Origin of the sequence: Segatella copri DSM 18205 (assembly GCF_025151535.1) — a bacterium.
Lineage (GTDB): Bacteria > Bacteroidota > Bacteroidia > Bacteroidales > Bacteroidaceae > Prevotella > Prevotella copri.
In genome coordinates this window covers 894,145-918,576 of record NZ_CP102288.1, presented here as the reverse complement: position 1 = coordinate 918,576, position 24,432 = coordinate 894,145, and the positions used below count along the sequence as shown (strand labels likewise).

Annotated in this window: 21 protein-coding genes, 2 tRNA genes and 1 pseudogene; 10 read left to right on the top strand and 14 right to left on the bottom strand. The window is 45.9% G+C overall.

The genetic code is table 11. The features are described 5' to 3' along the window. Positions 1 to 124: 124 nt before the first annotated feature. From NQ544_RS03735 to NQ544_RS03710, 6 genes are all read right to left on the bottom strand, one after another. Positions 125 to 1,063 carry an Rpn family recombination-promoting nuclease/putative transposase gene (locus NQ544_RS03735; protein ID WP_422784782.1) on the bottom strand — a complete coding sequence of 313 codons (939 nt, stop codon included), beginning with the start codon at positions 1,061 to 1,063 and terminating at the stop codon, positions 125 to 127. A 66-nt stretch (positions 1,064 to 1,129) separates the two neighbouring features. Continuing rightward, positions 1,130 to 1,294 carry a DUF8506 family protein gene (locus NQ544_RS03730; RefSeq protein ID WP_006846734.1) on the bottom strand — a complete coding sequence of 55 codons (165 nt, stop codon included), beginning with the start codon at positions 1,292 to 1,294 and terminating at the stop codon, positions 1,130 to 1,132. Positions 1,295 to 1,640: 346 nt separating this feature from the next. After that, the gene (locus NQ544_RS03725; protein ID WP_006846735.1) at positions 1,641 to 2,765 is read right to left on the bottom strand and encodes an ATP-binding protein; all 1,125 of its coding nucleotides are present in this window, start codon (positions 2,763 to 2,765) and stop codon (positions 1,641 to 1,643) included. 99 nt (positions 2,766 to 2,864) lie between these two features. Further along, on the bottom strand, positions 2,865 to 4,439 hold the full coding sequence (locus NQ544_RS03720) for an ATP-binding protein (RefSeq protein ID WP_040552611.1): 1,575 nt from the start codon (positions 4,437 to 4,439) through the stop codon (positions 2,865 to 2,867). 259 nt (positions 4,440 to 4,698) lie between these two features. Further along, positions 4,699 to 5,064: a hypothetical protein gene (locus NQ544_RS03715; protein ID WP_006846737.1), complete on the bottom strand. Its 366-nt coding sequence runs from the start codon at positions 5,062 to 5,064 to the stop codon at positions 4,699 to 4,701. 157 nt (positions 5,065 to 5,221) lie between these two features. Beyond that, entirely contained in the window at positions 5,222 to 5,977 is a 756-nt protein-coding gene (locus NQ544_RS03710; protein WP_006846738.1) for a type II restriction enzyme NmeDI-related protein, read from the bottom strand. A gap of 227 nt (positions 5,978 to 6,204) precedes the next feature. Between NQ544_RS03710 and NQ544_RS03705 the strand changes: the two are divergent. From NQ544_RS03705 to NQ544_RS03675, 7 genes and pseudogenes are all read left to right on the top strand, one after another. Beyond that, positions 6,205 to 7,088 (top strand): annotated as a pseudogene (locus NQ544_RS03705) (DNA-methyltransferase). An 891-nt stretch (positions 7,089 to 7,979) separates the two neighbouring features. After that, entirely contained in the window at positions 7,980 to 8,438 is a 459-nt protein-coding gene (locus NQ544_RS03700; RefSeq protein ID WP_006846742.1) for a hypothetical protein, read from the top strand. 13 nt (positions 8,439 to 8,451) lie between these two features. Beyond that, the gene (locus NQ544_RS03695) at positions 8,452 to 10,767 is read left to right on the top strand and encodes a BT4734/BF3469 family protein (RefSeq protein WP_006846743.1); all 2,316 of its coding nucleotides are present in this window, start codon (positions 8,452 to 8,454) and stop codon (positions 10,765 to 10,767) included. Positions 10,768 to 11,018: 251 nt separating this feature from the next. Further along, positions 11,019 to 11,231, top strand: coding sequence for a DUF4248 domain-containing protein (locus NQ544_RS03690; RefSeq protein WP_006846744.1), 213 nt, complete (start codon positions 11,019 to 11,021; stop codon positions 11,229 to 11,231). 172 nt (positions 11,232 to 11,403) lie between these two features. Continuing rightward, on the top strand, positions 11,404 to 11,925 hold the full coding sequence (locus tag NQ544_RS03685; protein WP_006846745.1) for an HU family DNA-binding protein: 522 nt from the start codon (positions 11,404 to 11,406) through the stop codon (positions 11,923 to 11,925). 286 nt (positions 11,926 to 12,211) lie between these two features. Further along, positions 12,212 to 12,301, top strand: coding sequence for a smalltalk protein (locus NQ544_RS03680; RefSeq protein ID WP_022120265.1), 90 nt, complete (start codon positions 12,212 to 12,214; stop codon positions 12,299 to 12,301). Positions 12,302 to 12,317: 16 nt separating this feature from the next. After that, the gene (locus NQ544_RS03675) at positions 12,318 to 12,755 is read left to right on the top strand and encodes an N-acetylmuramoyl-L-alanine amidase (RefSeq protein WP_006846748.1); all 438 of its coding nucleotides are present in this window, start codon (positions 12,318 to 12,320) and stop codon (positions 12,753 to 12,755) included. An 89-nt stretch (positions 12,756 to 12,844) separates the two neighbouring features. On the opposite strand, the gene NQ544_RS03670 is transcribed toward NQ544_RS03675, so the two are convergent. Next, positions 12,845 to 13,744 (bottom strand): YitT family protein, encoded by a 900-nt coding sequence (locus tag NQ544_RS03670; RefSeq protein ID WP_006846749.1) that lies wholly within the window; start codon positions 13,742 to 13,744, stop codon positions 12,845 to 12,847. 181 nt (positions 13,745 to 13,925) lie between these two features. Here NQ544_RS03670 and NQ544_RS03665 point away from each other — a divergent pair, with 181 nt between their 5' ends. Continuing rightward, positions 13,926 to 14,522, top strand: a complete 597-nt coding sequence (locus NQ544_RS03665; protein WP_006846750.1) for a phosphoribosyltransferase — start codon at positions 13,926 to 13,928, stop codon at positions 14,520 to 14,522. A 141-nt stretch (positions 14,523 to 14,663) separates the two neighbouring features. On the opposite strand, the gene NQ544_RS03660 is transcribed toward NQ544_RS03665, so the two are convergent. From NQ544_RS03660 to dapA, 3 genes are all read right to left on the bottom strand, one after another. Next, a complete protein-coding gene (locus NQ544_RS03660; RefSeq protein WP_006846751.1) occupies positions 14,664 to 15,983 on the bottom strand; it encodes a YihY/virulence factor BrkB family protein in 1,320 nt (439 codons plus the stop codon). A gap of 106 nt (positions 15,984 to 16,089) precedes the next feature. Next, the gene (uxaC, locus tag NQ544_RS03655) at positions 16,090 to 17,493 is read right to left on the bottom strand and encodes a glucuronate isomerase (protein ID WP_006846752.1); all 1,404 of its coding nucleotides are present in this window, start codon (positions 17,491 to 17,493) and stop codon (positions 16,090 to 16,092) included. A gap of 329 nt (positions 17,494 to 17,822) precedes the next feature. Next, a complete protein-coding gene (dapA, locus tag NQ544_RS03650; RefSeq protein WP_006846753.1) occupies positions 17,823 to 18,710 on the bottom strand; it encodes a 4-hydroxy-tetrahydrodipicolinate synthase in 888 nt (295 codons plus the stop codon). Positions 18,711 to 18,934: 224 nt separating this feature from the next. On the opposite strand from dapA, the gene truA reads away from it, so the two are divergent. Beyond that, positions 18,935 to 19,678 (top strand): tRNA pseudouridine(38-40) synthase TruA, encoded by a 744-nt coding sequence (gene truA / locus NQ544_RS03645; protein WP_006846754.1) that lies wholly within the window; start codon positions 18,935 to 18,937, stop codon positions 19,676 to 19,678. A 60-nt stretch (positions 19,679 to 19,738) separates the two neighbouring features. Then, positions 19,739 to 20,656 (top strand): EamA family transporter, encoded by a 918-nt coding sequence (locus NQ544_RS03640; RefSeq protein ID WP_153133978.1) that lies wholly within the window; start codon positions 19,739 to 19,741, stop codon positions 20,654 to 20,656. A 63-nt stretch (positions 20,657 to 20,719) separates the two neighbouring features. On the opposite strand, the gene NQ544_RS03635 is transcribed toward NQ544_RS03640, so the two are convergent. From NQ544_RS03635 to NQ544_RS03620, 4 genes are all read right to left on the bottom strand, one after another. After that, entirely contained in the window at positions 20,720 to 22,747 is a 2,028-nt protein-coding gene (locus NQ544_RS03635; protein ID WP_006846757.1) for a M13 family metallopeptidase, read from the bottom strand. Then, complete coding sequence (locus NQ544_RS03630; RefSeq protein WP_006846758.1) at positions 22,747 to 24,183, bottom strand: sodium:solute symporter; 1,437 nt, start codon at positions 24,181 to 24,183, stop codon at positions 22,747 to 22,749. The genes NQ544_RS03635 and NQ544_RS03630 overlap by 1 nt, the downstream gene beginning before the upstream one ends. 58 nt (positions 24,184 to 24,241) lie before the next feature. Beyond that, positions 24,242 to 24,315, bottom strand: a tRNA-Asp gene (locus NQ544_RS03625). A 41-nt stretch (positions 24,316 to 24,356) separates the two neighbouring features. Beyond that, a tRNA-Asp gene (locus NQ544_RS03620) sits at positions 24,357 to 24,430 on the bottom strand. Between the last annotated feature and the right edge of the window lie 2 nt (positions 24,431 to 24,432).

Below are 24,432 nucleotides of genomic sequence, written 5' to 3'. Positions count from 1 at the left end.
TCTTCTGTATAATTCCCCGCACTTCACGGCAAACGATGAGGTCTATATGCCACGATGAAAAGGTGGCGTATAGACCCTTGATTATATGGTGATATTCGTAATCTACATCTCCGCTTTCTGTTTTTTATGAATTGCTCAGATTCTTAATGATTTCTAAAGGTAGCTGGGTAGCCTTGGCAACCTGTTCGGCTGAAAGTCCCATTGCCAGCATATTCTTAGCTATTTCCAGGGCTTTCTGGTTCATACCTTTTTCCATACCTTCCGCAAGACCTTCTTGCTTACCTTTCGCCATACCTAATTCCATTCCCTTTTCCATACCTTCAGCTATACCTTCACGCTTAGCAGTGTCTACGGAATTCTTGATATCGCGATATGCCATCTTGCTGGTCTCGTACTCCCTCATTTCCTGCGGAGTAAACTTGGCTATCTCGGCTTCCTCGAAGAGGCGGTCGAAAACTTTGTCGCACAGCTCTTTAGGACGCTGGGTAAGCTTATAGAGGTTCTTCAGTGCATAGAGCCACTTATCGTAGAGCGTATCCAGTTCTTCCAGGGATTTGTTGAACTTGGAAATCTCTACATAAATATATTCGAGTTTGTCGTAAAATACTTTGTGGGTAGCAGTGTCGCACAACTGCACATGATGGCGGATTTTCTCCTTGTCGAAAGCATCCTCGTTCATGCTGAAGTTGAGCAGGGCAACGGTATAGACATGATTGAGTCTGAAATCCCATTCACTCCCCTTTGGTGCCTGTTCACGGATAGGAAAGGTTGAGTAGAAAAGGGCGCGATCCTTGAAATACGTCTGGTAGGCATTCTGCATTTCAACGATGAACTTCTCGCCGTTTTCGCCCTCGCAATATACATCAAAGATGGCTCTGCGGTCGGTATATACATCTCCCACGTGCTCCGGGTTCAGATACGATACGTCCTTCACAACCTGTCTGCCATTAAACAAGCTGTTGAGGAAGCAAATGAGCAAATCCTTGTTCATTGCTGTTCCAAAAATTCGCTTGAAACCGAAGTCGGTCAGCAAGCTGATGTATCTTTCTTCTACCTGCTTCATAATCATCTGTATTAAAAATCCATGCCGCAAAGGGCGACTCTAGTTAAAAGAATGATAAAACCTTTTCTAATTTAATAATTGCTTGGCAGAAACTTCTACTACCCCGCCATTTCCGTCACTAATGACAACAGGACGATTGTATAAAGCCTTTTCTACCAACATATCATGCTGAGCTTCAACTAAGCCTGATTCAACTTTGTTGATAAAGCCCTCAATCTCACTTTCACTCATAATCCTTAATTATTTTAAATTTAACAATATCCTTAATCTTTGTTGGAATAAGATCTGGTTGCTAAAGTAGTTTTAAATTCTTTGGATGCAAATATACTGCAAAATCTTGACAACGCCAAATATTTGAATGAAATTAACATCATTATTGGCCAAATAATACTAAATTCCCCATCCTGCTTTCTCAAGCGGGATGGGGGATTTTACTTTCGTATAATTACTTATCTATCTTGTATAGCATTTCATCATGGCAAAACAAGGTTGGATTCAAGTGACCTATTCCTTGATAATCCAATCACCTATCGTCCGCTGGTTGCTGTCATAATTTACGCCAATCTTAAACAGGCGCTTACCATCGGCAGAATATGGAATCAGATATCCCTTTTCGAATATCATCATTAGGTACACCTATAGTATATACTCCAATAATAGGGTTATATTTTTTTATTGAGAGAATTCCAAATTGATAAAGGAAAGGAATTATGTCTGACTCCCCAAAAGGAATTTCAGGCAAATCCCCAATATTATAATTCTTAGCAACATCAAAATTACAAAGGTACTCATTTACTGTTTTATGGATGTATAAATCGGAAAACCAGTAAGGAGCAATCTTTTGTGCATTCAGTGCCTTTACCAGACTGAACGGATTGAATACATCTTCAGATTTCTTACTGAAATGATAGCCGTCGTAGAATCTTGTCAGCTCTGCCAGGCACTCCTCATACGTCATACCCAGGTCTTCTCCCAATGCCTCAATATCCGGTTTCATCTGAGTGGTAAGTTCCTTCTTGCTGATACCGCAGATAGCCGAATACTGGTCGAACATACTGATGTTATCGAGGTTATTCAGTTCGCTGAAGATGCTGAGCTGCGAGAACTTGGTGATACCCGTGATGAAGGTAAACTCCAAGTATGGGTCGAGCATCTTGATGGGACTATAGAAGTTCTGCATGATGAGGCGCAGCGGTTTCAAATTTTCCTTTTCATGCACTACATCCAGCAAAGGGGCATCATATTCATCAATGATAATCACTACCTTCTTACCCGTCTGCTTGTATGCTTCTTTCACCAGGTCTTTCAAATGGAGGTTAGCGTCCACCTGATGCGTCTTATATCCCCAAATTGTCTCCTGCTCTTCAAGCATATCAGCCAGGTATCTTTCCAGCTGCTCCACTCCCATGTGCTTGGCGCCGCTCAGGTCGAAATGCAGCACAGGGTGCTTCACCCAATCCTTCTCATAATCAGCAATGGCCAATCCCTCAAAAAGTTCTTTCCTTCCCTCGAAATAGGCCTGGAGGGTAGATGCAAAGAGCGACTTTCCGAATCGTCTTGGACGACTCAGAAAGACATACTTCATTTTTTTCTCTCGAAAATCCACGATGTATTGGGTCTTATCTATATAGAGATAATTACCCTCTCTGATATTCGAGAATGTCTGTATTCCTACAGGATAGAAATTTACCATTTTTGCCATATTCCTACATGCTTTACGTTTTGCGCTGCTAAGTTACGAATATTTTTTTGAATAGGAAAATTTTGGGAGAGATATTTTTCACAATTATCTTTTGCAATATTATACTTCCTTCCAATCAACCAGTCCCTTTCCCATATCATCCAGTTCTATGGCAAGGGCAATTACCTTGCGCTTATCAGCCTTGAAAGGTTCGGCATACTGCTTGGCTTTCATCTGCTCCGTGGCAGCATCCACACCACCATTGTTACTCAGCTTCAACTCCAGCACATAGATAAAGTTAGTGTTTTCTACCACCATATCAATCCTGCCCGTAGCAATCATCTTTTCTACTTCTACCCGGCAGCCGATAGCATAGAAGATGGTGCTCATAATCAGTCGGTAGCGCTCCTCCATATCCATGCTGGCAAGCTTCTTGTTGCTGTAGGGCACGTCAGCTATGAGAGCCTTCAGGCATTTCATGGCTTCGGGAAGATTGCCAAGGCTGAGGTGAACATTCAGAAATGCCTGGGTAGATTGAAGGTCATTATTCTTGCGCATGGCAAGCGTTGGCAACACGATTTCATTCAAGGCTTGCCGAACCTCGAAGTTAGGAATGCCAAGAAGATAAGTTCCGTTTATGTAACCCTTAATCGTGAGATAGCCCGACTGATAGAGAAACAGCTCTGCTCCACCGCCTGTTACGTCAGAAGTTTCTATGATTGTGTCCAACAGGGCACTATGATCAAAATCCTTCAAACGAATCTCCATGTCATCCACAAACTTTGGAAGCAGCGAGGTTGCACCCGAAGAAGCCCAATAGTTCTTCAAATCAGAATCTGCCAAGGCATTGATGAGACTGAACGGATTGAAGACATCAACCATATTGCGGCGACTGAAGTGATAGCCGTCATAATAAGCCGTAAGCTTCGCAACAGCTTCATTGAATGTCCAGTCTTCGTATTCAGCCAACTTATTGATTTCCGGCTTGAAATCACGTAAGACTTCTTCCTTCGTGATACCACAGATGGCAGCATATTCAGGTTCAAAGCTGATATTGCTCAGATTGTTGAGCACAGAGAAAAGAGAAAGCTGCGTAAACTTGGTGATACCCGTGATGAAGACAAACTTTTCGTATTTATCATCTGCCTTGAGAATGGCAAAAACTTCACGATAAACAGCGGTACATGCTTCGTGATAAGGAGTCTTCCAGGAATGCTGCAATGGAGAATCGTATTCATCGATGAGGATGGCAACCTGCTGTCCGGTTTGCTCATACGCCCCCACGATTATTGCATTGAAGCGGTCGGCAAGTTTGGCGGTTGGATTAGGTGGAATACCATATTCCTTCTCTAATCTGTCGAAAGTGTTGTCGAGATAAGAGCGCAAAGTTTCCGGTTCTGCGCCTGCACGACTCATATCCAGTCTGATGACAGGACGCTTCACCCATTCTGTCTCCAGCTGCATGATCTTCAAGCCCTCGAAGAGTTCCTTCTTACCCATGAAGTAGGCTTCGAGCGTATCGATCAGCACAGATTTACCAAAGCGGCGTGGGCGGCTCAGGTAGTTGTACGTTTTATTTTTGTTGGCAAGTTGCCAGATGATATCTGTCTTGTCAACATAAAGGTATCCTTCCTTTCTGATTTTCTCGAAAGACTGGATGCCTACCGGCAATATTCTATCGTTAGTCTCTACCATAATTCCTAATCTTTGTTTTCCAATTGCAAATTTACGATTATTTTCCGAAACCGCCATACTTTTCTCATCTTTTTTGCACTTTCAAAATAATTACTTACTGAACTTCGCATGTGGCTTAAGTACGGGTTGAAGGTCCAAAAGCTCCTAGCCCAGGGCACGCCCTGGATAATTACGGACACAAACTTGTCGCCCTGTTAAGTAGTTCAAAAAGGGTGTGACATAAATCCATGACACACCCTCTTTTTCATTTTTGCATAGATTATTCTTCATTACAAGCATATTTTGTCCCTTCAGAGAACACGCCAGGCAATAAGGTGGCAACATATCGAAGTTTTACATCATCCGAGATGAAGGTCTTCTTTTCACAGAGGTTGTCAATAATCTCAGCCCCTTTCAGCATAAACTCCTTCTCTTTCTCGCTGAAGGCATAAATATCATTTCCTGAAACAGGGAAGTCTGAATTGAATGTGTACATCTTGCCGCAAATGTCACACTCTTTCTCATTGAACTGTTGATATTCTACACTCGAAAACTCTCTAAAGTCCTCTTCTTTAGGGATAAACCCTAGCTGAAAGATACTCTGTATGGCTTCACCGCCACCGAACAATAAATCAAAAAAATCCATATTTCTTAAGCCTTAAAATGAATAATATGACGGATTTCAGGCATTCGTAAAAACCTGACACATCTGTATATACTAATTTAAAAGTGTACCACTTTCTAATTAGTATATACAAATACCACTTCTATTTATCGAAAATATAGACAAGCCAATCCTATCATCAGAGAATAAGCGAACTCTTTCTCTGCGTCATCAGCCCCTCATAATATCTATCAAGCTTGTCATAACTTACAAATTTCACCCTATCCGAGATAGGCTTGAAATAATCATGGCTCAACTTGGCTATAAATTCATCATGGCGCCTGGCATCAGCCACGATAAACATCTGGGCATTGAAACACTGGAGGTCAGAAAACTTACAGAGAGAATTCTGAATATCCGTAGAATGCTCTACCTCAAAGAAACTATCGGGCATCATCACCTCGCTGCCCAAAGAATTAGGCTGAAACCACATAACGTCTATCGTGCTACTCCTATTCACGAATTCCTGATAGGAGAATGGCGGAACTTTCGTCAATGTGGAGATTTCGCCCAGCTTCACATTGATACATCTCCTGTTCTTATCCTGTGCAGGGACATAGGTTTCAAGTTTCTTCATGTTACCGATATACAGCAGAAGTCCCTGATAATAGGAATGATTGAATTCCTGCACCTGCTCAGAATCCGAATTCGTCACATCTTGTGCCACAATCCCCCTATCCGCCAAGAGGCTTCTATATTCCTCCAAAGCCCATAATCCCGGACGAATGCGAAAGATTTCCTTGCGGTCTTGCACAATACGACGTATGGATGCAAATGGAGTCTTGGTATTCCATGTGCAATCCTCAATCTTGAACACCTCCTGATTCAGCTGACCGAATGTAGCACATCCACCCAACCTCTTCAAGGTCTCTATTACAGCTTCGTATTGTTTCATATCTCGCTAAGTTTTATTTCGTTTAAAGCCTGTATAAATAAACACTCTGCAAATTTACATCAATATTCAGAAAGAACAAAAAAATATATGAAAAACTTTCCGTTTTTATTCATTTTAACCAATTTTTCTTTTCTTTCTGCCGAATTGATCTTTTTTGATCATGAAAGTTAAAGTATGATCTAATCATTTATAAATCAAATATTTGCATTACCTTTGCACCCGAAATGATGAATAAAAAGGCGATATATCATAGGGCTGATGACTTCACTCTCCTTCACGGAGACTGCATCCGGCTGATGGGCGAATTTGATTTCAAGTTCGACATGATCTTTGCCGATCCTCCTTACTTCCTGTCGAACGGCGGCATCAGCGTATAGAGCGGGAAGGTGGTGTGCGTAGACAAGGGGGAATGGGATAAGGGAGGGACGCCCGAACATATCGACCTGTTCAACGAGGAATGGATTGCGGAATGCAGGGAACACCTGACGGAGAACGGAACTATCTGGATTTCGGGAACTTATCACAATATCTTCTCGGTGGCAAACAAACTGACGCAACTCGGATTCAAAATCCTCAATGTCATCACATGGGCGAAGACAATCCACCGCCCAATATCTCGTGCCGGTACTTTACCTACAGCACCGAGTTCATCATCTGGGCAAGAAAGTGCCCGAAGAAGCCGCACTACTTCAACTATGACCTGATGAAACTGCTGAACGAGAACAAACAGATGACGGATGTATGGAGGCTGCCAGCCATCGCAAGATGGGAGAAATCGCAGGGCAAGCATCCTACGCAGAAACCGCTCGCCCTGCTGGTACGCATCATCCTGGCTTCAACCCGGCACGGAGCATGGATCCTCGACCCGTTCTCGGGAAGCGGAACTACCGGCATCGCTGCCTCGCTGACCGGCAGGCGCTATCTGGGCATAGAAAGGGAAAAGGAATATCTGGACCTGAGCATCAGGAGAAGGGTGGAACTGGAGAACGGGAGTATCGTAAAGAGCTACCGCAAGAAGATAAGGGATATCGTGATTGCGGATGGAGAACCGGAAGAGGCTGATATCTTCGGGGTAACGGATGAGAACAGGATTCAGGATTTGCCTTTCTGATTTTTCGCCGACAAAAGCTTCGCATTACCTTTGCTTTACTGAACCTCGCATATCAGGAAGTTAAGGAGTTAAGGAAGTTAAGGAGTTAAGACGTATGTCTTGCAGCTTAAAAAACTACGCCAAAAAGACTGTTGTCTTAACTCCTCAGCGAACGTAGGGAGCGATAACTCCTTTAACTCATTTAACTTCTTTAACTCATTTAACGATTTAACTCCTTTACCTCCTGAACCTGCGAAACCTGAATCTAATATGCGAAACTTCAAGTTTTCTGCGTTAATATTTGTTTAAAAACCAGTCCTTTCTCGGTATCGTTAACTTCTTTTATCTGATAATTGTTTAACACAACATAAGACGGAATTTCCTACCCCACTCGCTTTTTCAAAGATTTCAGCGGTAAGAAAAGAGGAAAAAATGGACCCTAAAAAAAAAACACCCATTTCGGGACCAAAAACAAACGCTTAAAATATGTAAAAACGCACTGAATTCTTAAAATATGTTTATAAAAAGCAGAAAACACCCTTCACCACCCTTCACCCGTAACTATTTGACACACAAAATGTTAAATAAAAAGGTGAAGGGTGAAGGTTTGAAAACTCTTTTTTATATATACGCGCGGCAAGGGAAAAAATCCGTTTTTTCATTTTTCTGACTTTCTGGATTTTCCAAAAATCCTAAAAAAAGAATATAATATAAGATTTAAAATATACCCTTCACCCTTCACCTCGTCACTTTTCCGATGTTTCGCTTCTTCACTACTTCTTCTTCAAAATACCCCAACAAAAATGGGCGCAAAGCCACCATGTTAAAAAGTTTAACCTAGGTTATTCTTTGTAAAAAGCGAGTCCTATAGGACTCGCCGCCTAAGTAAATCATTTTGTATACCTTCGCAACATGAAAAAGAAGAAAAATATAAGAGAAAAAGATTTGCTGAAATTTATGGCAGAACTTGAAGATGAAGCCAGATTTAAGCTGGCTATCGCAGAAACATGTGGCGTATCACCAACTATGATTCGTAAAGAAGCTGGAGGACAGGACACTATCGATAAGAAGGCAGATAAGATGACGCTCATACCAGAGTACATATTCGCTATTGATAGAGCCATCAAAACCATTCTCATGGAAAAAGACGAAGATGATGCCTTCGAAGGTAAAACCTGGGTTCATGAAGAAAATGTCCATCATAAAACAAGATTCCAGTATTATTGCGATGAAGTGTACATATGGGAACAGAACAAAGGTTCGGTATACTGGAGGGAACATAACAGAGCATGGAGCTACTGGAGATATAGCCTTCCCTACTGGTATATTACTCATAAACTTAAAGAATTATTAGAAGATACAGATTCATAAAACCCAAAAAGAAATGAAAGAGATTAAACCCACAAACGAGACCGGAAATAACCCGGAAACAGAACAGGAGAAAGAGGTCTTGCCCTCTTTTTTCCAGACTCTGAAGACCTCTACCAGCAAGCCTCTCCCCAACAGAGAGGTGCTGGAGTACACCATCATGCATTCGGCACCGGTGAAAACCAATACCGAAGGCTACAGGTCGATGATAAAGGTGGACAAGAGAACGGCAGAGGACATCAAGCACCGGCTGCCCTGCATCACTCCCAGCGTGCAGCTCAAGGGAAGCTCCAAAAAGCTGACTGACTTCCAGAAGGAAACCTACTGGCTGATGCTCGATTATGACGACGTGCCCCCCAAAAATATCGCGGCACTCAGGCAGACCGCCCGGAAAATCCCCTTCACCATGGTCTTCTACATCACCGTCTCGGGCAAGGGATTCCGCATCCTGCTCAGATATATGCGGCCTGAAGGATGCAATCTCACTGCCACCGAGCTCCACCAGCTCGCCATCAGGAAAGCCATGAGCGTGTACGACAAACTGCTGGGTATCTGCTGCGACAAGCAATGCCAGGACATGGTGAGAAGCTGCGGACTGGCTTACGACCCCGAGGCTTACTTCAACTGGAATGCCGAGGTCTTCGCCATCACCCAGGAGGAGGTAGAGGAATTCGAAAAAGCCACAAAGCAACAGGAGGAACAGAACAGGAAAAGGCAGACGGAGGCTGAAAAACCCAGAAAGAAAAGCCCTCGCAAACAGGAAGACGAGGCGCCACCCAAAACGCTCACTACCGAAGAGATTCTGCAGTATGTAGACAAACTGGCAGAGAGATGGGAAGAGCGGTTTGAGGAGCATCATCACAACAGCTACGTAGTGAGATACGCCACATTCTGCCTCTGTTTCGGAGCCGAAAAAGAGGAGGCTGTGAAACACATGGCAGATAAGTTTGGCGGCGAATATGCCGATACCGAGCGGGTGGCACGGGAGATTTACAAGCATACCGAGCGGCTGGGAACCTGGAAGATAAGACAGCAGGGAGATGATGAGCAGAAACGCTATACCAGCATGAGAGCACTGCTGGGATGGCTGGGAGCCCGATATGAAATGCACCACAACACGCTGAGCAACCAGTATGAAGTGCGCGCCATCAACACCGGAGAGAAACTCTATCTCGACTGGACCGAAGTGGATACCCGGGTGAGCAATTCCTTGTTCGTGAAGATGGAACTGGATAACATCTGCACCACCCAGAAAAAGCTGGATACGGTGATAAGAAGCAACTTCAGTCCCGAATTCAATCCCATGGAGGAATATCTGAAGAGTCTGCCGAAATGGGACCGGAAGACTGACTATATCGCTGAATTGGCCCATCGGGTAACCGTGATGCAGACCGGCGGTTACCGCCATACGGAGGAGGATTTTGCCTATGCCTTCAAGAAATGGCTGGTCAACATGGTGGTTTGCTGGGTTCGGCCCGATGTCACCAACCAGTCTATCATGGTTTTCGTAGGCAAGGGCGGCATCTTCAAGACCACGTTTTTCGACCATCTTCTGCCGCCCCATCTGCGCAAGTATTTCGCCAACGATTCTACGGGCGACTACAAGAACAAGGATTTCCTGCAGATGTGTGCCAGCAAGGCGATAGTATGTCTCGATGAGTTCAGCTGTCTGCGCGGTAAGAACCTGGATTCCTTCAAGAGCAACATCACGAAGCGCAACATCAGCATGCGAATCCCTTATGCCGAGTGGGACTGCATTCTGCAGAACAATGCGGGGTTCTGTGCCACGAGCAATGAGGTTCATATCATAGATGATGACGAGAACCGCCGTTTCCTCATCTGGCGCATCGAGAAGATCAAGAGTCCCATCGACTTCCCCTTCAATTACGAGGGCATCTACTCCCAGGCTGTGGCACTGGCTCAGGAGGTGATAGAGAAGCGCCGGAGGGGTGAGCCCTGCGACTGGGTTTACTGGTTTACGAAGGAGGAGAACGAGGAGATACAGCGCCACAATCTTTATTTCCGAGTGAACAATTACATAGCCGAGCGCATCAACAAGTTCTACCGTGTTCCTGATGCCGATACGCCGTCCGAGTTCTGCAAGTTTGTTACGGCGAGTGATGTGATGGAGCGCATCTGCACGAACCCCGCCTTCCGCCAGTCGATGTCGAACAAGGATATTTCGATGTTCATGGAGGCGCTGGGATTCAAGAAGATTCACCGCAAGACGGGCAACGGCTGGAAGGTGATAGAAATGCGTCCTGACGAGATAGAGAACAACCAGAAGATGGATGGCAGCGAGAATATTCCGCCCGAGGATCTCCCATTTTAGGAAATTCTGCTTCGGAGATATTTTTTTATCTTTCGGAGATATTTCCGTATCTTTCGGAGGGATTTTTTTATTCAAGTTTCGCAAGTTCAGAAGTTAAAGGAGTTAAGGAGTTAAGGAGTTAAGACATTGTCTTACTGCTTGAAAAACTACGCCAAAAAGACTATTGTCTTAACTCCTCAGCGACCGTAGGGAGCGATAACTCCTTTAACTCCTTTAACTTCCTGATATGCGAAAGAAAAAACGAACAAATTATGATAGAAGACAGAAGTTACGGGAAGGCAGAGCTCGCCATGCTCTACTTTCCCACCGCTACCCCCAGGGTAGCGCTCAACCGACTGGTGAGATGGATCAACCGGTGTCCCGAGCTCAAGCAGAGCCTCTGTTCGGGCTACGCCGGCAAGTTTTCCCACTTCTACACCCGGCAACAAGTAGCAGAAATCATCGAATTTCTAGATGAACCATAAAAAAATACCACTTTTTTCAACCTTTTTTTCCCGAATCCCTGCAAATCGCACAAATCGCATAGTTGGGGGTTCGGGAATGTTGTATCTTTGTATCGTCAATCAGAGAGGTTGATGCAGCAACGGTCTCGGCGGAGACACAGACTGCTTTTACTAAAACTAAATTTTTAAAAGTATGATTCTCATCAAATTAGTGAAGAACAAGAACAAGACTATCAAGGAAGCGTATGGCAAGTATTATGCGCGACCAGTAGTAACAGAAACCGTCGGCATCGATGAACTCGCCGAACACATGGCGAGCCACAACACCCCGTTCTCGAAGGGTGCCATCAAGGGCCTTCTCACCGATATGGTGAGCTGTGTGAAGGAGCTCGTGCTCCAGAACAAGGCTGTGAAGATAGACAACCTTGCCATCTTCTCCATCGGCATCATCAACAAGATGGGAGCCGCCAGCATCAAGGAGTGGAGCCTCGCCAAGTTTGTAGAAGGCTACCGTCTCAGAGCACGTGCTACCGGCAAGCTCAGCAACACACAGCTCTCTCTCGATGCCAACGCCAAGAACGCCATGGATCTCCTCAACTCTAGCGAGAGCGCTGCAGGCGATACCACACAGGGCGGCGGAACCACTGAGGGCGGCAGCACATCACCAGGTGGCAGCACCGACGGAACAGGCGACAACGGAGACGGTCTGGAGTAGTTATCCGTCTCTCAAATATGCGAAACGACAGAAGAAGGAAGGAGAGAACTGACCGGCGACAGGGATATTCCGAAGGCACAAAGCGGCTGGTTTTCATCCTGACGATTACGGATAAACAGCAAATCATAACGACTCAAGAACCTGCCTTTTACGGGTATCCGGGCTGGCAGTTCCTCCCCCGCCCTTCTTCTTCCAGAAACGCTTACTGAAACTAAATTTCAACCACTAAAACAAGCATGTGACTATCATTATCCACTTAGTATTAATCATTAAAAAACAAAGCAAAATGAAAAAAGTAAATTGGAAAACCATCATCAACTTCCTCATCACGGTATTAACAGCTGTAGCAAGCTCATTCTGTGTACAGAACTGCTAAAAGAAGGGAGGTTGCCATGACACAGAAACATCGTAGCATTTCACTCATCGTGATCCACTGTTCTGCCACGAGAGTGACTCAGGATTTCACATTCGAGCAGTTGGAGGCCTGCCATCTTGCCCGCGGTTTCAAGAGTATCGGCTATCATTATTACATCACGAAGGATGGTGTGGTATATCCGGGTCGTCCGGAATCGGAAGTAGGAGCCCATGCCCGTCATTACAATGCCCACAGCATCGGCATCTGTTATGAGGGAGGTCTCGACAAGAACGGCAAGCCTGCCGATACGCGCACTCCAGCCCAGAATCAGGCTCTGTATTCGCTTCTGGAGAGCCTCTGCCTATCCTATCCTGATGCAGAGATACTGGGCCACCGCGATTTGCCGAACGTACACAAAGACTGTCCGTCGTTTGATGTCAAGCGATGGCTGAAGTTGGTAGATTTCCACATCTAGCCGAAGCCAGAGGATATAGATGTCTATACTTAGAAAATTACTAAAAAAGGGTGTGTCATGCAGTTATGACACACCCTTTTTCCATTTATCTATTTCTTCTTCGGCAAACCTATCTTCTTGCCTACCTTGAAACGGTCGAAACCTTCGCCATAAACACCGATGACGGCACTCTGGCTGACAAAGGCGGTAGGATCTATCTCGTCGATAAGACGGAATATCTTCTGAGACTCACGCTGACGCGCCAATACAAACAGCATGTGGACATCTTTGCCACTATAACAGCCATGACCATCCATCACCGTACAACCTCGGTCGGCGGCGGTATTGATGGCTGCACTGAGCTCCAGATATTTGTCGCTGATGATGAAGAACTGAACCGAACGGCGTAACGCATTCACCACATGATCTACACAGAGCGACTGCACAAAGAGGCAGACATAACCGTAAATCACCATCTCCCAATCGCGCAATACCAGATAAGAACTGGTGATGATACACAGGTCGCAAATCATGATGGCATGACCCAGGGAAATGTTCCAATACTTGTTGATCATCGCCGCTACGGTATCAGAACCACCCGTAGAACCATTGCAGGAAAGACCCAGACCGGCACTGCTGCCCATAAAGAACGCACCGATGACCGTTGCCATGAACGGCTGGTCGTGAAGCAGCGGCGTCATGCCTACCGTATGCGTCTCTATCAGACGGGTAGTTAAGGCAAAGATACCAACACCATAGATGGTCTTCAGACAGAACTTATAGCCCAGAATGCGGAATGCAATGAGAAGCAGGAACACATTGAGCGCCAGATAAGATACAGATGCCGGGATGCCAAATCCCCAGTAAAGGATAGAAGCGATACCTCCTACACCACCCATCGTGATATGATTGGGGAGCAGGAAGATGTTCAAACCGATACTACCTTCTATCATCGCCAGGGCAATGATAACGTAGTCGCGGATTTCATGAAGTTTTGTTTTTCTCGTCATAAAAATATACGTATTTCTTAAAATGCGGTGCAAAGGTACTAAAAAATAAGTAAAAAAAGGGCAGCTACGTGAAATATTACTTAAAAAACAAATCTTTTTTATGAAACCGGCACCTTAATTCGAAAAGATTTCCTATTTTTGCAGAAACTATGCATTATTAATTATCAAAAATTTCTAGTCTATGGCTAATTACGAAAATGAAATCAACTCGTGGCCGGTGCTGAAAAACGGACTGCACTACAAATGGCTTGTCGACTACGCTGCATTCAGCGCCTTCGGTACTTTTGAACTCACAGCAGAGGAATGGGAAAAACGCGACCTTATCGTCAACTTTAAAGGTAACTCCGAGCTCACTACGGAGATGGACCATCAGGAAGCCCTGAAGAAGGCTATCGAAATGGTATCAGACAAGCTGAAGAGTCTTTTGGGCGAAGAGGCAGCACAGTTTACCCTGGTCTGCATTCCTGCAGCTCTTGAGGCGCATACCAAGCGCCGTTTCAAGGAGTTCAGCGAGGAGATATGCAAGGCTACGGGCATGACCAACGCCTACCCTGCCTTCAGCTACACGCATGATGTAGATGAAGATGGCGATCCTGTAGATGAACTCCATATCGACGAGGCTTTCTTCCAGGGCAAAAAGATTATTCTCTTTGATGACATCATCGCATCCGGCAATTCGGTAGCCAAGTTTGCCGACCAGCTGGAAGGATATGGTGCCAAGGTTGAACTGGCGCTAGCACTGGGAAAAAAGATTTCTGACGGATATGACCAGAAATAATTTAGGCACGGATTACACGGATTACACGGATTTATGGCACTAAAGCCAATAAACAACTCTTAAAGAATATCCGTGTAATCCGTGTAATCCGTGCCTAATAAAATATCTCACATAAAATCCGTGCCTAAAAAACACCGTTTATTAACAGAAAGCGATTTTCTTTCCCCTTTCTATGAACTCTGCATTCACGATGTCGATATCCTTCCACATCGCCATATCCGACTCAAATGCGGCCAGGCTTGAGATATCCTCGCCATAACTGAAGAGGCGCTCTATCATCACACCATAGGTAAGATGCTCTATCTTCTCTATCGGATGAAGAACCACCGATTCCTCAAAACTGCTCTTCTTACCAATCCGGATTTCTACCAGCAAACGGGCACGTAACAGTTCCTTAACCGACTGGTTGACAATCTGTTGAGGTATCTTCGTTAAATCATGAATTTCTTTCGGAGTATACGCCTGTTCGCCCTGATTGAACCGACGACATACCAGATGCATCACTACCCCACAAACCTTGATGCGATGCACCAGTTTCAGATGATCGTACTGCAAATCACCATCATAATAATGGATGTTCTGGTTGGTATGGCAAAGCAAGGCGCCAAACACTACGATAGCCCACGAAATCTGAAGCCATAACAGGAAAAGCGGAATGGCTGCCAGCGAACCATAGATGACATTGTAGCTGGACAGAAAAACCTGCAGATAGATATATCCATACTGAAGTGCCGTCATGCAGACACCCGCCAGGAACGATGGAACCAGGGTACTGCAAACCCGGATATAGGTATTCGGGATGACATAATAGCAGAACACGAAGAACAGGAACATCGGAACAAAAGCCGCCAGATGAAGGATGAACGAAGGAATGGTATCACCGATATCCGCTATCCTGTCTACATTATCCACCATATTCACCGTCCATACATTGATGCTCGAAGCAAAGAGTATCAGCAGTCCCAGACCAAACAGAATGGTTGGATATTCGGTAACAATCTGCTTCCATGAACGCTCGCCCGTATGCCAGATATCATTGAAGGTAAGCTCTATCTTCTGCATCAGCGAAACGATGGTATAGAGAAACATCACGATACCCGTACCGATGATGTAGTTGCTCTGCGTATTCTCGATATAATTGTGAACGAAGTTAACGATGGTCTGCGCTACAACGGGCTGTGCCTCGAAGGTGGTAGAGAGCCAGGATTCGAGCAGAGAGGCATAGCCGAAACCACGGGCTATGACAAACATCATAGCCATGAAAGGTATCAGAGCCATGAAGGAGGCAAAAGTCAAGGCAGCCACATCCCTGGCCCACATATCCTTGAGATAGAAGATGCGACCGGCAAGCATACCCATCTTGATCCAAGACTTGAGTCTGCCCCGGAAGTCTTTGATATTAGAAGAATTGAACTCTCTGATATCTTCGTAAAAACCTAGTATTCTTTCTATTACCCCCATAAGCTTAAAGTGTTGGTTTCACGATAAAAACATCAAATCCCTCCACAACACCACCGGGATGACGTGAAGGGATTTGTCTTAGTATAAATTGCTACAGTTCTATGGATTAATAGAACTTGAAGTAGTTGCGAGCATTGTTGTAAGAGATATCCTCTACCATGCGAGAGAGGCTCTCCATGTCGTTAGGAAGCAAGCCCTTCTCTACATCATTGCCGAGGAGGTTGCAGAGCAAACGACGGAAGTACTCGTGACGTGGGTAGCTGAGGAATGAACGTGAGTCGGTCAACATACCTACGAAACGGCTCAGGAGACCCAATACAGAGAGTGCGTTCATCTGGCGGGTCATACCATCGAGCTGATCGTTGAACCACCAGCCAGAACCAAACTGAATCTTACCTGGGCAAGAACCATCCTGGAAGTTACCGAGCATGGTAGCGATTACCTCGTTGGCACATGGGTTCAATGTATAGAGGATAGTACGAGTGAGCTTACCCTCCATGTTGAGCTCATTGAGGAAGCTGCTCATAGCCTTGGCTGTAGTGAACTCACCGATAGAATCGAAACCGGTATCAGCACCGAGTTTGTTGTACATCAGTGTATTGTTGTCGCGGATAGCACCATAGTGGTACTGCTGTGTCCAGTCGGCAGCGTGATCCATCTCAGCGCAAACCTTGAGGAATGCATGCTTGTACTGACGGATTTCGAGAGCAGAAAGCTGCTGACCACGCATAGCCTTGGCAAAGATAGTCTCAATCTGAGAATCTGTGTATGGCTCATCGTAGAACTCCTCGATACCGTGGTCGCTCAACTTACAGCCGTTCTCAGTAAAGAAGTCGTGACGCTTCTGCAAAGCATCAAACATATCCTGGAATGTAACGAGGTTAACACCTGCTACCTCACCGAGCTTGTTCATATAGTCAGCGAAATCTGGCTTCTCAATGTTCATAGCCTTGTCTGGACGCCAAGCAGGAATCATCTTGATTTCGAAACCGCTCTCACGTGTCTGCTTGTGGTAACGCAGGTCATCGATTGGGTCGTCTGTTGTACAAACGCACTCTACGTTATAATGACGCATCAAGCCACGAGCACTGAATTCAGGCAACTGCAACTTCTCGTTACACTCATCGTAGATTTCACGGGCAGTCTTAGGGCTGAGCTGCTTATTGATACCGAAAGCAGTCTTGAGCTCCAGGTGAGTCCAGTGATAGAGAGGGTTACGGAATGTATAAGGCACTGTTTCAGCCCACTTCTCGAACTTCTCCCAGTCGCTAGTATCAGTACCTGTGCAGAAGCGCTCATCTACACCGTTGGTACGCATAGCACGCCACTTGTAGTGGTCGCCGCCGAGCCAAAGTTCTGTAATACTCTTAAACTTGTGATCATTGGCTACCATCTCAGGGATGAGGTGGCAGTGATAATCGATAATTGGCATTTTAGCCGCATGATTGTGGAAAAGATCCTGTGCTGTCTTCGTGTCGAGCAGGAAGTTTTCATCCATAAATTGCTTCATAATTCGTTATCGTAGTTTTTAAATGTTTATTTATACATTTCAAATTGTAGCGCAAAGATACAACAAATATCCGAAAAAAGAATCGTTTAAGCGAAATATTTTTGATAATTTCACTTAAACGATTACGTTGGCTGTATTATATTCAAGTTTCGCAAGTGAGGGAATTGATTGAAGTTAAAGAAGTTATCACTCCCTACGGTCGTTCGGGAAGTTAAGGGACAATAGTCTTCTAGCGTAAAACGTAGGACATTTGTCCCTTAACTTCCTTCTAACTTCCCTAACTTCACTTAACTTCCCCATATGCAAAAGTTCAGTAACTAATCACTATTTTAGATATTCAAAGTCTTCAGGATGTCGCTCATCTTCTGCTTGGTTGCAATACGGGTAGGAACCAGAGGCAGACGGAGCTCGTTCTCGATGAAGCCCATATCATTGAGGAGCGCCTTTACACCGGCAGGGTTACCGTCAACAAAGAGCAGACTGTAGAGCTCGGTAAAAGAATGATGAATCTTACGGGCTGGCTCATATTCGCCACGGAACTCGAGACGGATCATACGGCTGAAAGCCTTAGGCAGGGCATTGCCGATAACAGAAATAACGCCGGCAGCACCACTGGCAATCATTGAGAAGGTAAGCGCATCATCGCCGCTGATAACATCAAAATTATCAGGCTTGTTCTTGATAATCTCATCTACCTGCTCCAGACTGCCACTAGCCTCCTTCACGGCTACCACATTAGGGAAGTCGCGGGCGATACGGCAGGTTGTTTCAGGCTTCATGTTGATACCGGTTCTGCCAGGAACATTGTAGAGCACGATAGGCAGCGGACTAGCCTGGGCGATGGCCTTGAAGTGCTGATAGAGACCTTCCTGAGAAGGTTTGTTATAGTAAGGACAGATACTGAGAATGCCATCGATGCCACTCCAGTCGGTGTTCTTGATTTCTTCAACGACAGCAGCAGTATTATTACCGCCACAATATTTCAATATCTTGATGCGACCCTTGTTCACATCTTTTACCAATTCTGTGATTTTATCTTTCTCTTCCTGTGTAAGACATGGAGCCTCACCAGTTGTGGCAAGGATGCAAAGGAAGTCTGCACCATTGTCAATTTGAAACTCTACCAATCGCTTGAGCGACTGATAATCAACCGAGCCATCGGTGTTGAAAGGAGTAATAAGGGCAACACCTAAACCCTTGAATATGTTCTGTGCCATAATCTATAATATCAAAAACGTTGGCAAAAGTACACAATTATTGTCAATTTGCAAAATAAAAATGAACTTTTCTTTCAAGATTGTACCATTTTTGAAAAAAATCTGTATTATTATACCATATTTCACGTTTTTTTAGTAACTTTGCACCCGAATTAAGCAAAGAACGTAGAACAAATCAAAGCTCAAAGTTCATAGCAAAAAAACAAAAAAGTTTAAAGATTATCATGAGATATTTCATATTCTTCGGTTACGACGGCACCAACTACCACGGCTGGCAGATTCAGCCCAATGCCAATTCGGTGCAGCAGGAGTTGCAGCGCGCCCTCTCCATACTTCTGAGAAAGGAAATGGAGGTGGTGGGAGCAGGAAGGACCGATACCGGCGTACATGCACGACACATGGCAGCCCACTTCGATACCGACAGGATTCCGATGGAACCCGACCAGCTGGTATACCGCCTGAACCGCATCCTGCCCCGCGACATCGCCGTATACGAAGTAATGGAGGTAGCCCCGGAGATGCATGCCCGTTTCTCTGCTATCTCGCGCACATACCATTATTATATACATACGCAGAAAGATCCGTTTGAGCGCCATTATTCACTGCAGATGAACTATCCCCTGAATTTCGAGAAGATGAACGAGGCTGCTCAGCATTTTCTGCATCACGAAGACTATGCAGCGTTCTGCAAGGCGGGTGGCGACAACAAGACTACCATCTGCCACGTAACAGCCGCCCGATGGATACAGACCTCTCCTACCACCTGGTATTTTGAGATTACCGCCAACCGGTTCCTGAGAAACATGGTGAGAGCCGTAGTAGGTACACTCATCGATGTAGGCAGAGAAAAGATTACGATGGAACAGTTTCTCGATATCCTGCACAACGGAAGCCGCAGCGATGCAGGCGAAAGCATGCCGGGTAACGCATTGTTCCTGGAAGACGTGGGGTATGATTTCAAAGATTAAATGATTAGAAACACAAGGGCGTGAGCCTCATTCAACATTCAACATTTAACATTCATAAAAATGTGGTTAGTATTAGCATTTCTCTCAGCAGCGCTGCTGGGATTTTATGATGCCTTCAAGAAGAAGGCACTTTCAGGTAACGCAGTGATTCCCGTGCTCTTTCTGAACACGCTCTTCTCATCGCTCATCTTCCTGCCGTTCATCGTAATGAGCTATACAGGAAATTCGCTGGATGGAACGATGTTTCATGTAGCAGAAGGCGGATGGGAAGTTCACAAGTACATCGTGCTCAAGAGTTTCATCGTATTGAGCAGCTGGATCTTCGGTTATTTCGGCATGAAACACCTGCCGCTCACCATCGTAGGACCTATCAACGCCACCCGACCGGTAATGACACTCGTAGGCGCCCTGCTGGTTTATGGCGAGGTACTGAATCTGTATCAGTGGATTGGTGTCATACTTGCCATCATCTCCTTTGCCATGCTTTCGCGCAGCGGCAAGAAAGAGGGTATCGACTTCAAGCACAACAAATGGATTTACTTCATCGTGCTGGCTGCCGTGCTCGGTGCAATAAGCGGTCTCTACGACAAGTATCTGATGGCTCCACCAGAGAATGATGGTGTAGGATTAGACAGAATGATTGTGCAGAGCTGGTACAACATCTACCAGTGTTTCCTCATGGGAGCCATGCTTCTGATGATATGGTGGCCTACCAAGAAGAATTCTACCCCATTCCACTGGCACTGGAGTATCATCTTCATCAGTATCTTCCTTTCGGCAGCCGACTTCGTATATTTCTACGCTCTGAGTCTGCCTGGCGCCATGATCAGTATCGTGAGCATGATTCGCCGCGGTTCGGTCATCGTCAGCTTCCTCTTCGGTGCAGCCATCTTCCATGAGAAGAATCTCAAGGCGAAGTTCGTAGACCTTCTCCTCGTTCTGCTCGGAATGCTGTTCCTCTATTTCGGAACAAAGTAATGATTAGATAAAAAAAGTCTTGCAAGCATATAGCCTGCAAGACTTTTTTTATGTTTTATGTTTTTACCAGATATGTGCACGCTTGTTCTTAGGAACAAAGAGCTTGTCGCCCTTCTTGATGTTGAATGCCTTATACCATGAATCCACCATTGGGAGGGCACCGTTTACACGAGCCTCGTTTGGAGAGTGAACATCCACGGTCATCAGATACTGCAGGTACTCAGGACGGGCATTGCCTGCCCATACACGTGCCCATGCCAGGAAGAAGCGCTGTTCTGGAGTAAATCCATCCTTCACACCCAACTTCTCTATCTTCATCACATTCTGAAGTGCACGGAAAGCAATATTCAAACCACCATTGTCACCGATGTTCTCACCCAGGGTCATCTGGCCGTTTACCTTCTTGCCAGCCAACTCAATCTTGTTGAAATGGTCAACCAGGATCTTGGTGCGAGACTCGAAGTTCTTCTTGTCAGCAGCAGTCCACCAGTTGTGCTGGTTACCGGTCTTGTCAAACTGGCTGCCCTGATCGTCAAAGCCATGACTCATCTCATGACCGATTACACCACCGATACCACCATAGTTCATCGCATCATCAGCTGTCGGGTCGAAGAATGGAGGCTGGAGAATAGCTGCAGGGAAGCAGATCTCGTTGGTAGTTGGGTTATAATAAGCATTGATAGTCTGAGGAGTCATTCCCCACTCTGTCTTATCTACCGGCTTGTTCACCTTGCGGGCGATTTCATCCTTGGTAAAGAACTCAGAGATATTTGCCATATTCTCGTAGAGAGAAAGGCTGTCATCTACCTGCAATCCGCTATAGTCCTTCCACTTGTCAGGATAGCCGATCTTGATGATGAAGTTCTCCAGCTTATCCTTAGCCTGTGCCTTGGTAGCAGCACTCATCCATGTAGCCTCGTCGATGCGCTGTGAAAGCGCAGTCTGGAGATTGTGAACCAGTTCGAGCATACGCTTCTTGCTGCTCTCCGGGAAGTACTTCTCTACGTAAATCTTTCCGATAGCCTCGCCCAACACACCGCTCACGGTACTTACGGCACGCTTCCAGCGAGGACGGTCCTGCTGAACACCGCTCATTACCTTGCTCAACTCAAAGGATACGGCACGGAAATCATCGCTCAATACGCTGGTTGCACCAGAAATCACCTTGATCTCTGCGTATGTCTTCAGATCATCCAGAGAGGTCTCTGCGAGAATCTTCTCAACCTCGTGGATTGGTTCAGGCTGACCCACGCAAATTTCCTTGAAAGCAGGGAAACCGGATGCCAGGAACACATTGCCCCAGTCGATGCCAGGATAATCGAGCACGAGCTGGTTGTAGGTCATCTTGTGATAGTTCTTGTCGATGTCGCGAAGCTGTACCTGGCTATAGCTTGCCTTAGCGATGCGGGTCTCGATAGCCATCACAGCCTCCATCTTCTTCTGGGCGGTAGCCTCGTCGTTGCCTACCATCTGGAAGAGCTTCTTCATATAAGCCTTGTATGCATCACGAATCTTCTTGGTCTGCTCGTCATCGTTTACATAGTAATCGCGTACACCAAGACCGAGACCACTCTGGTCTACCTCAACGAGGTTGTTGGCGGCATCACGAAGGTCGGCGCCCACACCGATGCCATACATCATGGTACCCTCGCCACGGAAATCGAGCTGAGCGGTAACGAGCTGATACTCTCTGCGGTCCTTGATGGCTGCAATGCGGTCGAGAGTTGGCTTGATAGGTGCCCATCCCTCCTTGTTCAGGCGAACGCTGTCCATACGGAGGTTGTAGAGCGAACCGATCTTCTGTCCGAGTGACCCCTTCTGCTGTGGCTTGGAAGCATATTCAAGGATGATGTCCTGGATGCGCTTCTGGTTCTGCTCAAAGAGATCGGTGAAAGCACCATTGTCGGTATGCTCGGCATCGAGTGGATGATTCTTCATCCAGTTGCCTGCGGCATAGCGATAGAAATCATTACCCGGCTTAATGGTCAAGTCCATGTTGGTCTTGTCAATACCGGAGCCCAACTTCTCCTGCTGGGCAAAAGCAGTTGTTGCACTGAGCAACAATGCTGCGAATAATACTTTTGTTTTCATTATTGTTTGTATTTAACTGTTTCTTTTTTTATAAGAGCGAGACCTGCAAATGTCAGGGCGCCATTCAGCATCAGAAGCTCATAACCGAACTTATAGCCCACATACTGCGAGGTAAGGGTATCGATGGCGAAGCAGATGAGCGGACTGGCGATGCAGACCCATGGCGACCAGCGGTCGTTTACCTGACGCTTGGTGAGCAGACTGAAGGCAAACAAACCCAACAGCGGACCGTAAGTATAAGAGCAGAGGATGTAGATGGCATCTATCACGCTCGTAGAATTAATCGCCTTGAAAGCAATGATGAAGAGCATGAAGACGAAAGCCACCAGCAGATGCATGCGCTTGCGAAGCTTCATATCCTCTTTCCTGCCCAATATATCCACACAGAGACTCGTAGTAATCGCGGTCAATGCTGAATCGGCACTGGAGAAACTTGCCGCCACAATGCCAATGGTAAACAAGACCACCACCAGGTTTCCCATCGCCCCCGAAGCCGCAAACATCGGCAACAGATCATCAGGAGCATCAGGCAAAGCCACTCCCTGTTTCTGAGCCAGCATCACCAGCAACACACCCAGACTCAGGAAAAGCAGATTGGCAGGCACAAAGGCAAAACCATAGCTGCAAACATCCTTCTGGGCCTCACGGAGCGACTTGCAGGTAAGATTCTTCTGCATCATGTCCTGATCAAGACCAGTCATCACAATCACGACAAAGACACCGCTGAGGAACTGTTTCCAGAAATTCTGTTTCGACATCCAGTCATCAAAGACAAGAATACGGGAATGACTGTCGTGAGCAATCGCGGTGATCGCTTCGGAAGGAGTCATGCCCAACGCTGACATCACCTGACAGATAATGAGGATGAGCGCAGCAAACATACAGAGCGTCTGAAAGGTATCCGTCCACACCAGCGTCTTGATGCCACCCTTGCGCGTATAAAGCCAGATAAGCAGTACCATGACAGGAACCGTGACCCAGAACGGAACACCAATCCCATCGAGCACGAAACGCTGCAAGAGGATACAGACGACAAAGAAACGGACCGCCGCACCCGTCATCTTGGACAAGAGGAAGAACGAAGCTCCAGTCTTATACGAACGTTCCCCCAACCGCTGCTGCAGATAACCGTAAATCGTAGTGAGATTATACCGGTAATAGATAGGAAGCAAAAGAAAGGCAACCAGGAAATAACCCAGGATGAAACCGATGCACATCTGAAGATAGGTCATATCCGTTCTCATCACCATGCCCGGCACACTGACGAAAGTGATGCCCGAAATAGACGCTCCCACCATACCGAAAGCAACCATATACCAAGGCGAACGGCGGTTGGCACGATAGAAAGTTTCATTACTTGCCATTTTACGGGCAGTAAGATGACTGAAGAGCAGCAGCACACAGAAGTATGCCAGAACTGTGATAACGATAGCCATATTCTCTTAGATTTAAATAAAAACAAAAAACCTCCGAGATCACTCTCGAAGGTTTCTGCGGTGCGTACGAGACTCGAACTCGTGACCTCCTGCGTGACAGGCAGGCATTCTAACCAACTGAACTAACGCACCATTATTATTATGGAGGAGTCGAAATGTTCAAATGAAATTAGCGGTGCGTACGAGACTCGAACTCGTGACCTCCTGCGTGACAGGCAGGCATTCTAACCAACTGAACTAACGCACCAA

What these genes read in the sequence shown, in the direction of transcription:
- NQ544_RS03710 (WP_006846738.1), bottom strand. Translation starts at nt 5,977, where the DNA reads ATGAAACAATACGAAGCTGTAATAGAGACCTTGAAGAGGTTGGGTGGA.
- dapA (WP_006846753.1), bottom strand. Translation starts at nt 18,710, where the DNA reads ATGGCACAGAACATATTCAAGGGTTTAGGTGTTGCCCTTATTACTCCT.
- NQ544_RS03700 (WP_006846742.1), top strand. Translation starts at nt 7,980, where the DNA reads ATGAAAAAGAAGAAAAATATAAGAGAAAAAGATTTGCTGAAATTTATG.
- NQ544_RS03685 (WP_006846745.1), top strand. Translation starts at nt 11,404, where the DNA reads ATGATTCTCATCAAATTAGTGAAGAACAAGAACAAGACTATCAAGGAA.
- NQ544_RS03665 (WP_006846750.1), top strand. Translation starts at nt 13,926, where the DNA reads ATGGCTAATTACGAAAATGAAATCAACTCGTGGCCGGTGCTGAAAAAC.
- NQ544_RS03630 (WP_006846758.1), bottom strand. Translation starts at nt 24,183, where the DNA reads ATGGCTATCGTTATCACAGTTCTGGCATACTTCTGTGTGCTGCTGCTC.
- NQ544_RS03720 (WP_040552611.1), bottom strand. Translation starts at nt 4,439, where the DNA reads ATGGTAGAGACTAACGATAGAATATTGCCGGTAGGCATCCAGTCTTTC.
- NQ544_RS03695 (WP_006846743.1), top strand. Translation starts at nt 8,452, where the DNA reads ATGAAAGAGATTAAACCCACAAACGAGACCGGAAATAACCCGGAAACA.
- NQ544_RS03635 (WP_006846757.1), bottom strand. Translation starts at nt 22,747, where the DNA reads ATGAAAACAAAAGTATTATTCGCAGCATTGTTGCTCAGTGCAACAACT.
- NQ544_RS03640 (WP_153133978.1), top strand. Translation starts at nt 19,739, where the DNA reads ATGTGGTTAGTATTAGCATTTCTCTCAGCAGCGCTGCTGGGATTTTAT.
- NQ544_RS03670 (WP_006846749.1), bottom strand. Translation starts at nt 13,744, where the DNA reads ATGACGAGAAAAACAAAACTTCATGAAATCCGCGACTACGTTATCATT.
- NQ544_RS03690 (WP_006846744.1), top strand. Translation starts at nt 11,019, where the DNA reads ATGATAGAAGACAGAAGTTACGGGAAGGCAGAGCTCGCCATGCTCTAC.
- NQ544_RS03675 (WP_006846748.1), top strand. Translation starts at nt 12,318, where the DNA reads ATGACACAGAAACATCGTAGCATTTCACTCATCGTGATCCACTGTTCT.
- NQ544_RS03715 (WP_006846737.1), bottom strand. Translation starts at nt 5,064, where the DNA reads ATGGATTTTTTTGATTTATTGTTCGGTGGCGGTGAAGCCATACAGAGT.
- NQ544_RS03680 (WP_022120265.1), top strand. Translation starts at nt 12,212, where the DNA reads ATGAAAAAAGTAAATTGGAAAACCATCATCAACTTCCTCATCACGGTA.
- NQ544_RS03730 (WP_006846734.1), bottom strand. Translation starts at nt 1,294, where the DNA reads ATGAGTGAAAGTGAGATTGAGGGCTTTATCAACAAAGTTGAATCAGGC.
- NQ544_RS03660 (WP_006846751.1), bottom strand. Translation starts at nt 15,983, where the DNA reads ATGGGGGTAATAGAAAGAATACTAGGTTTTTACGAAGATATCAGAGAG.
- NQ544_RS03725 (WP_006846735.1), bottom strand. Translation starts at nt 2,765, where the DNA reads ATGGCAAAAATGGTAAATTTCTATCCTGTAGGAATACAGACATTCTCG.
- uxaC (WP_006846752.1), bottom strand. Translation starts at nt 17,493, where the DNA reads ATGAAGCAATTTATGGATGAAAACTTCCTGCTCGACACGAAGACAGCA.
- truA (WP_006846754.1), top strand. Translation starts at nt 18,935, where the DNA reads ATGAGATATTTCATATTCTTCGGTTACGACGGCACCAACTACCACGGC.
- NQ544_RS03735 (WP_422784782.1), bottom strand. Translation starts at nt 1,063, where the DNA reads ATGAAGCAGGTAGAAGAAAGATACATCAGCTTGCTGACCGACTTCGGT.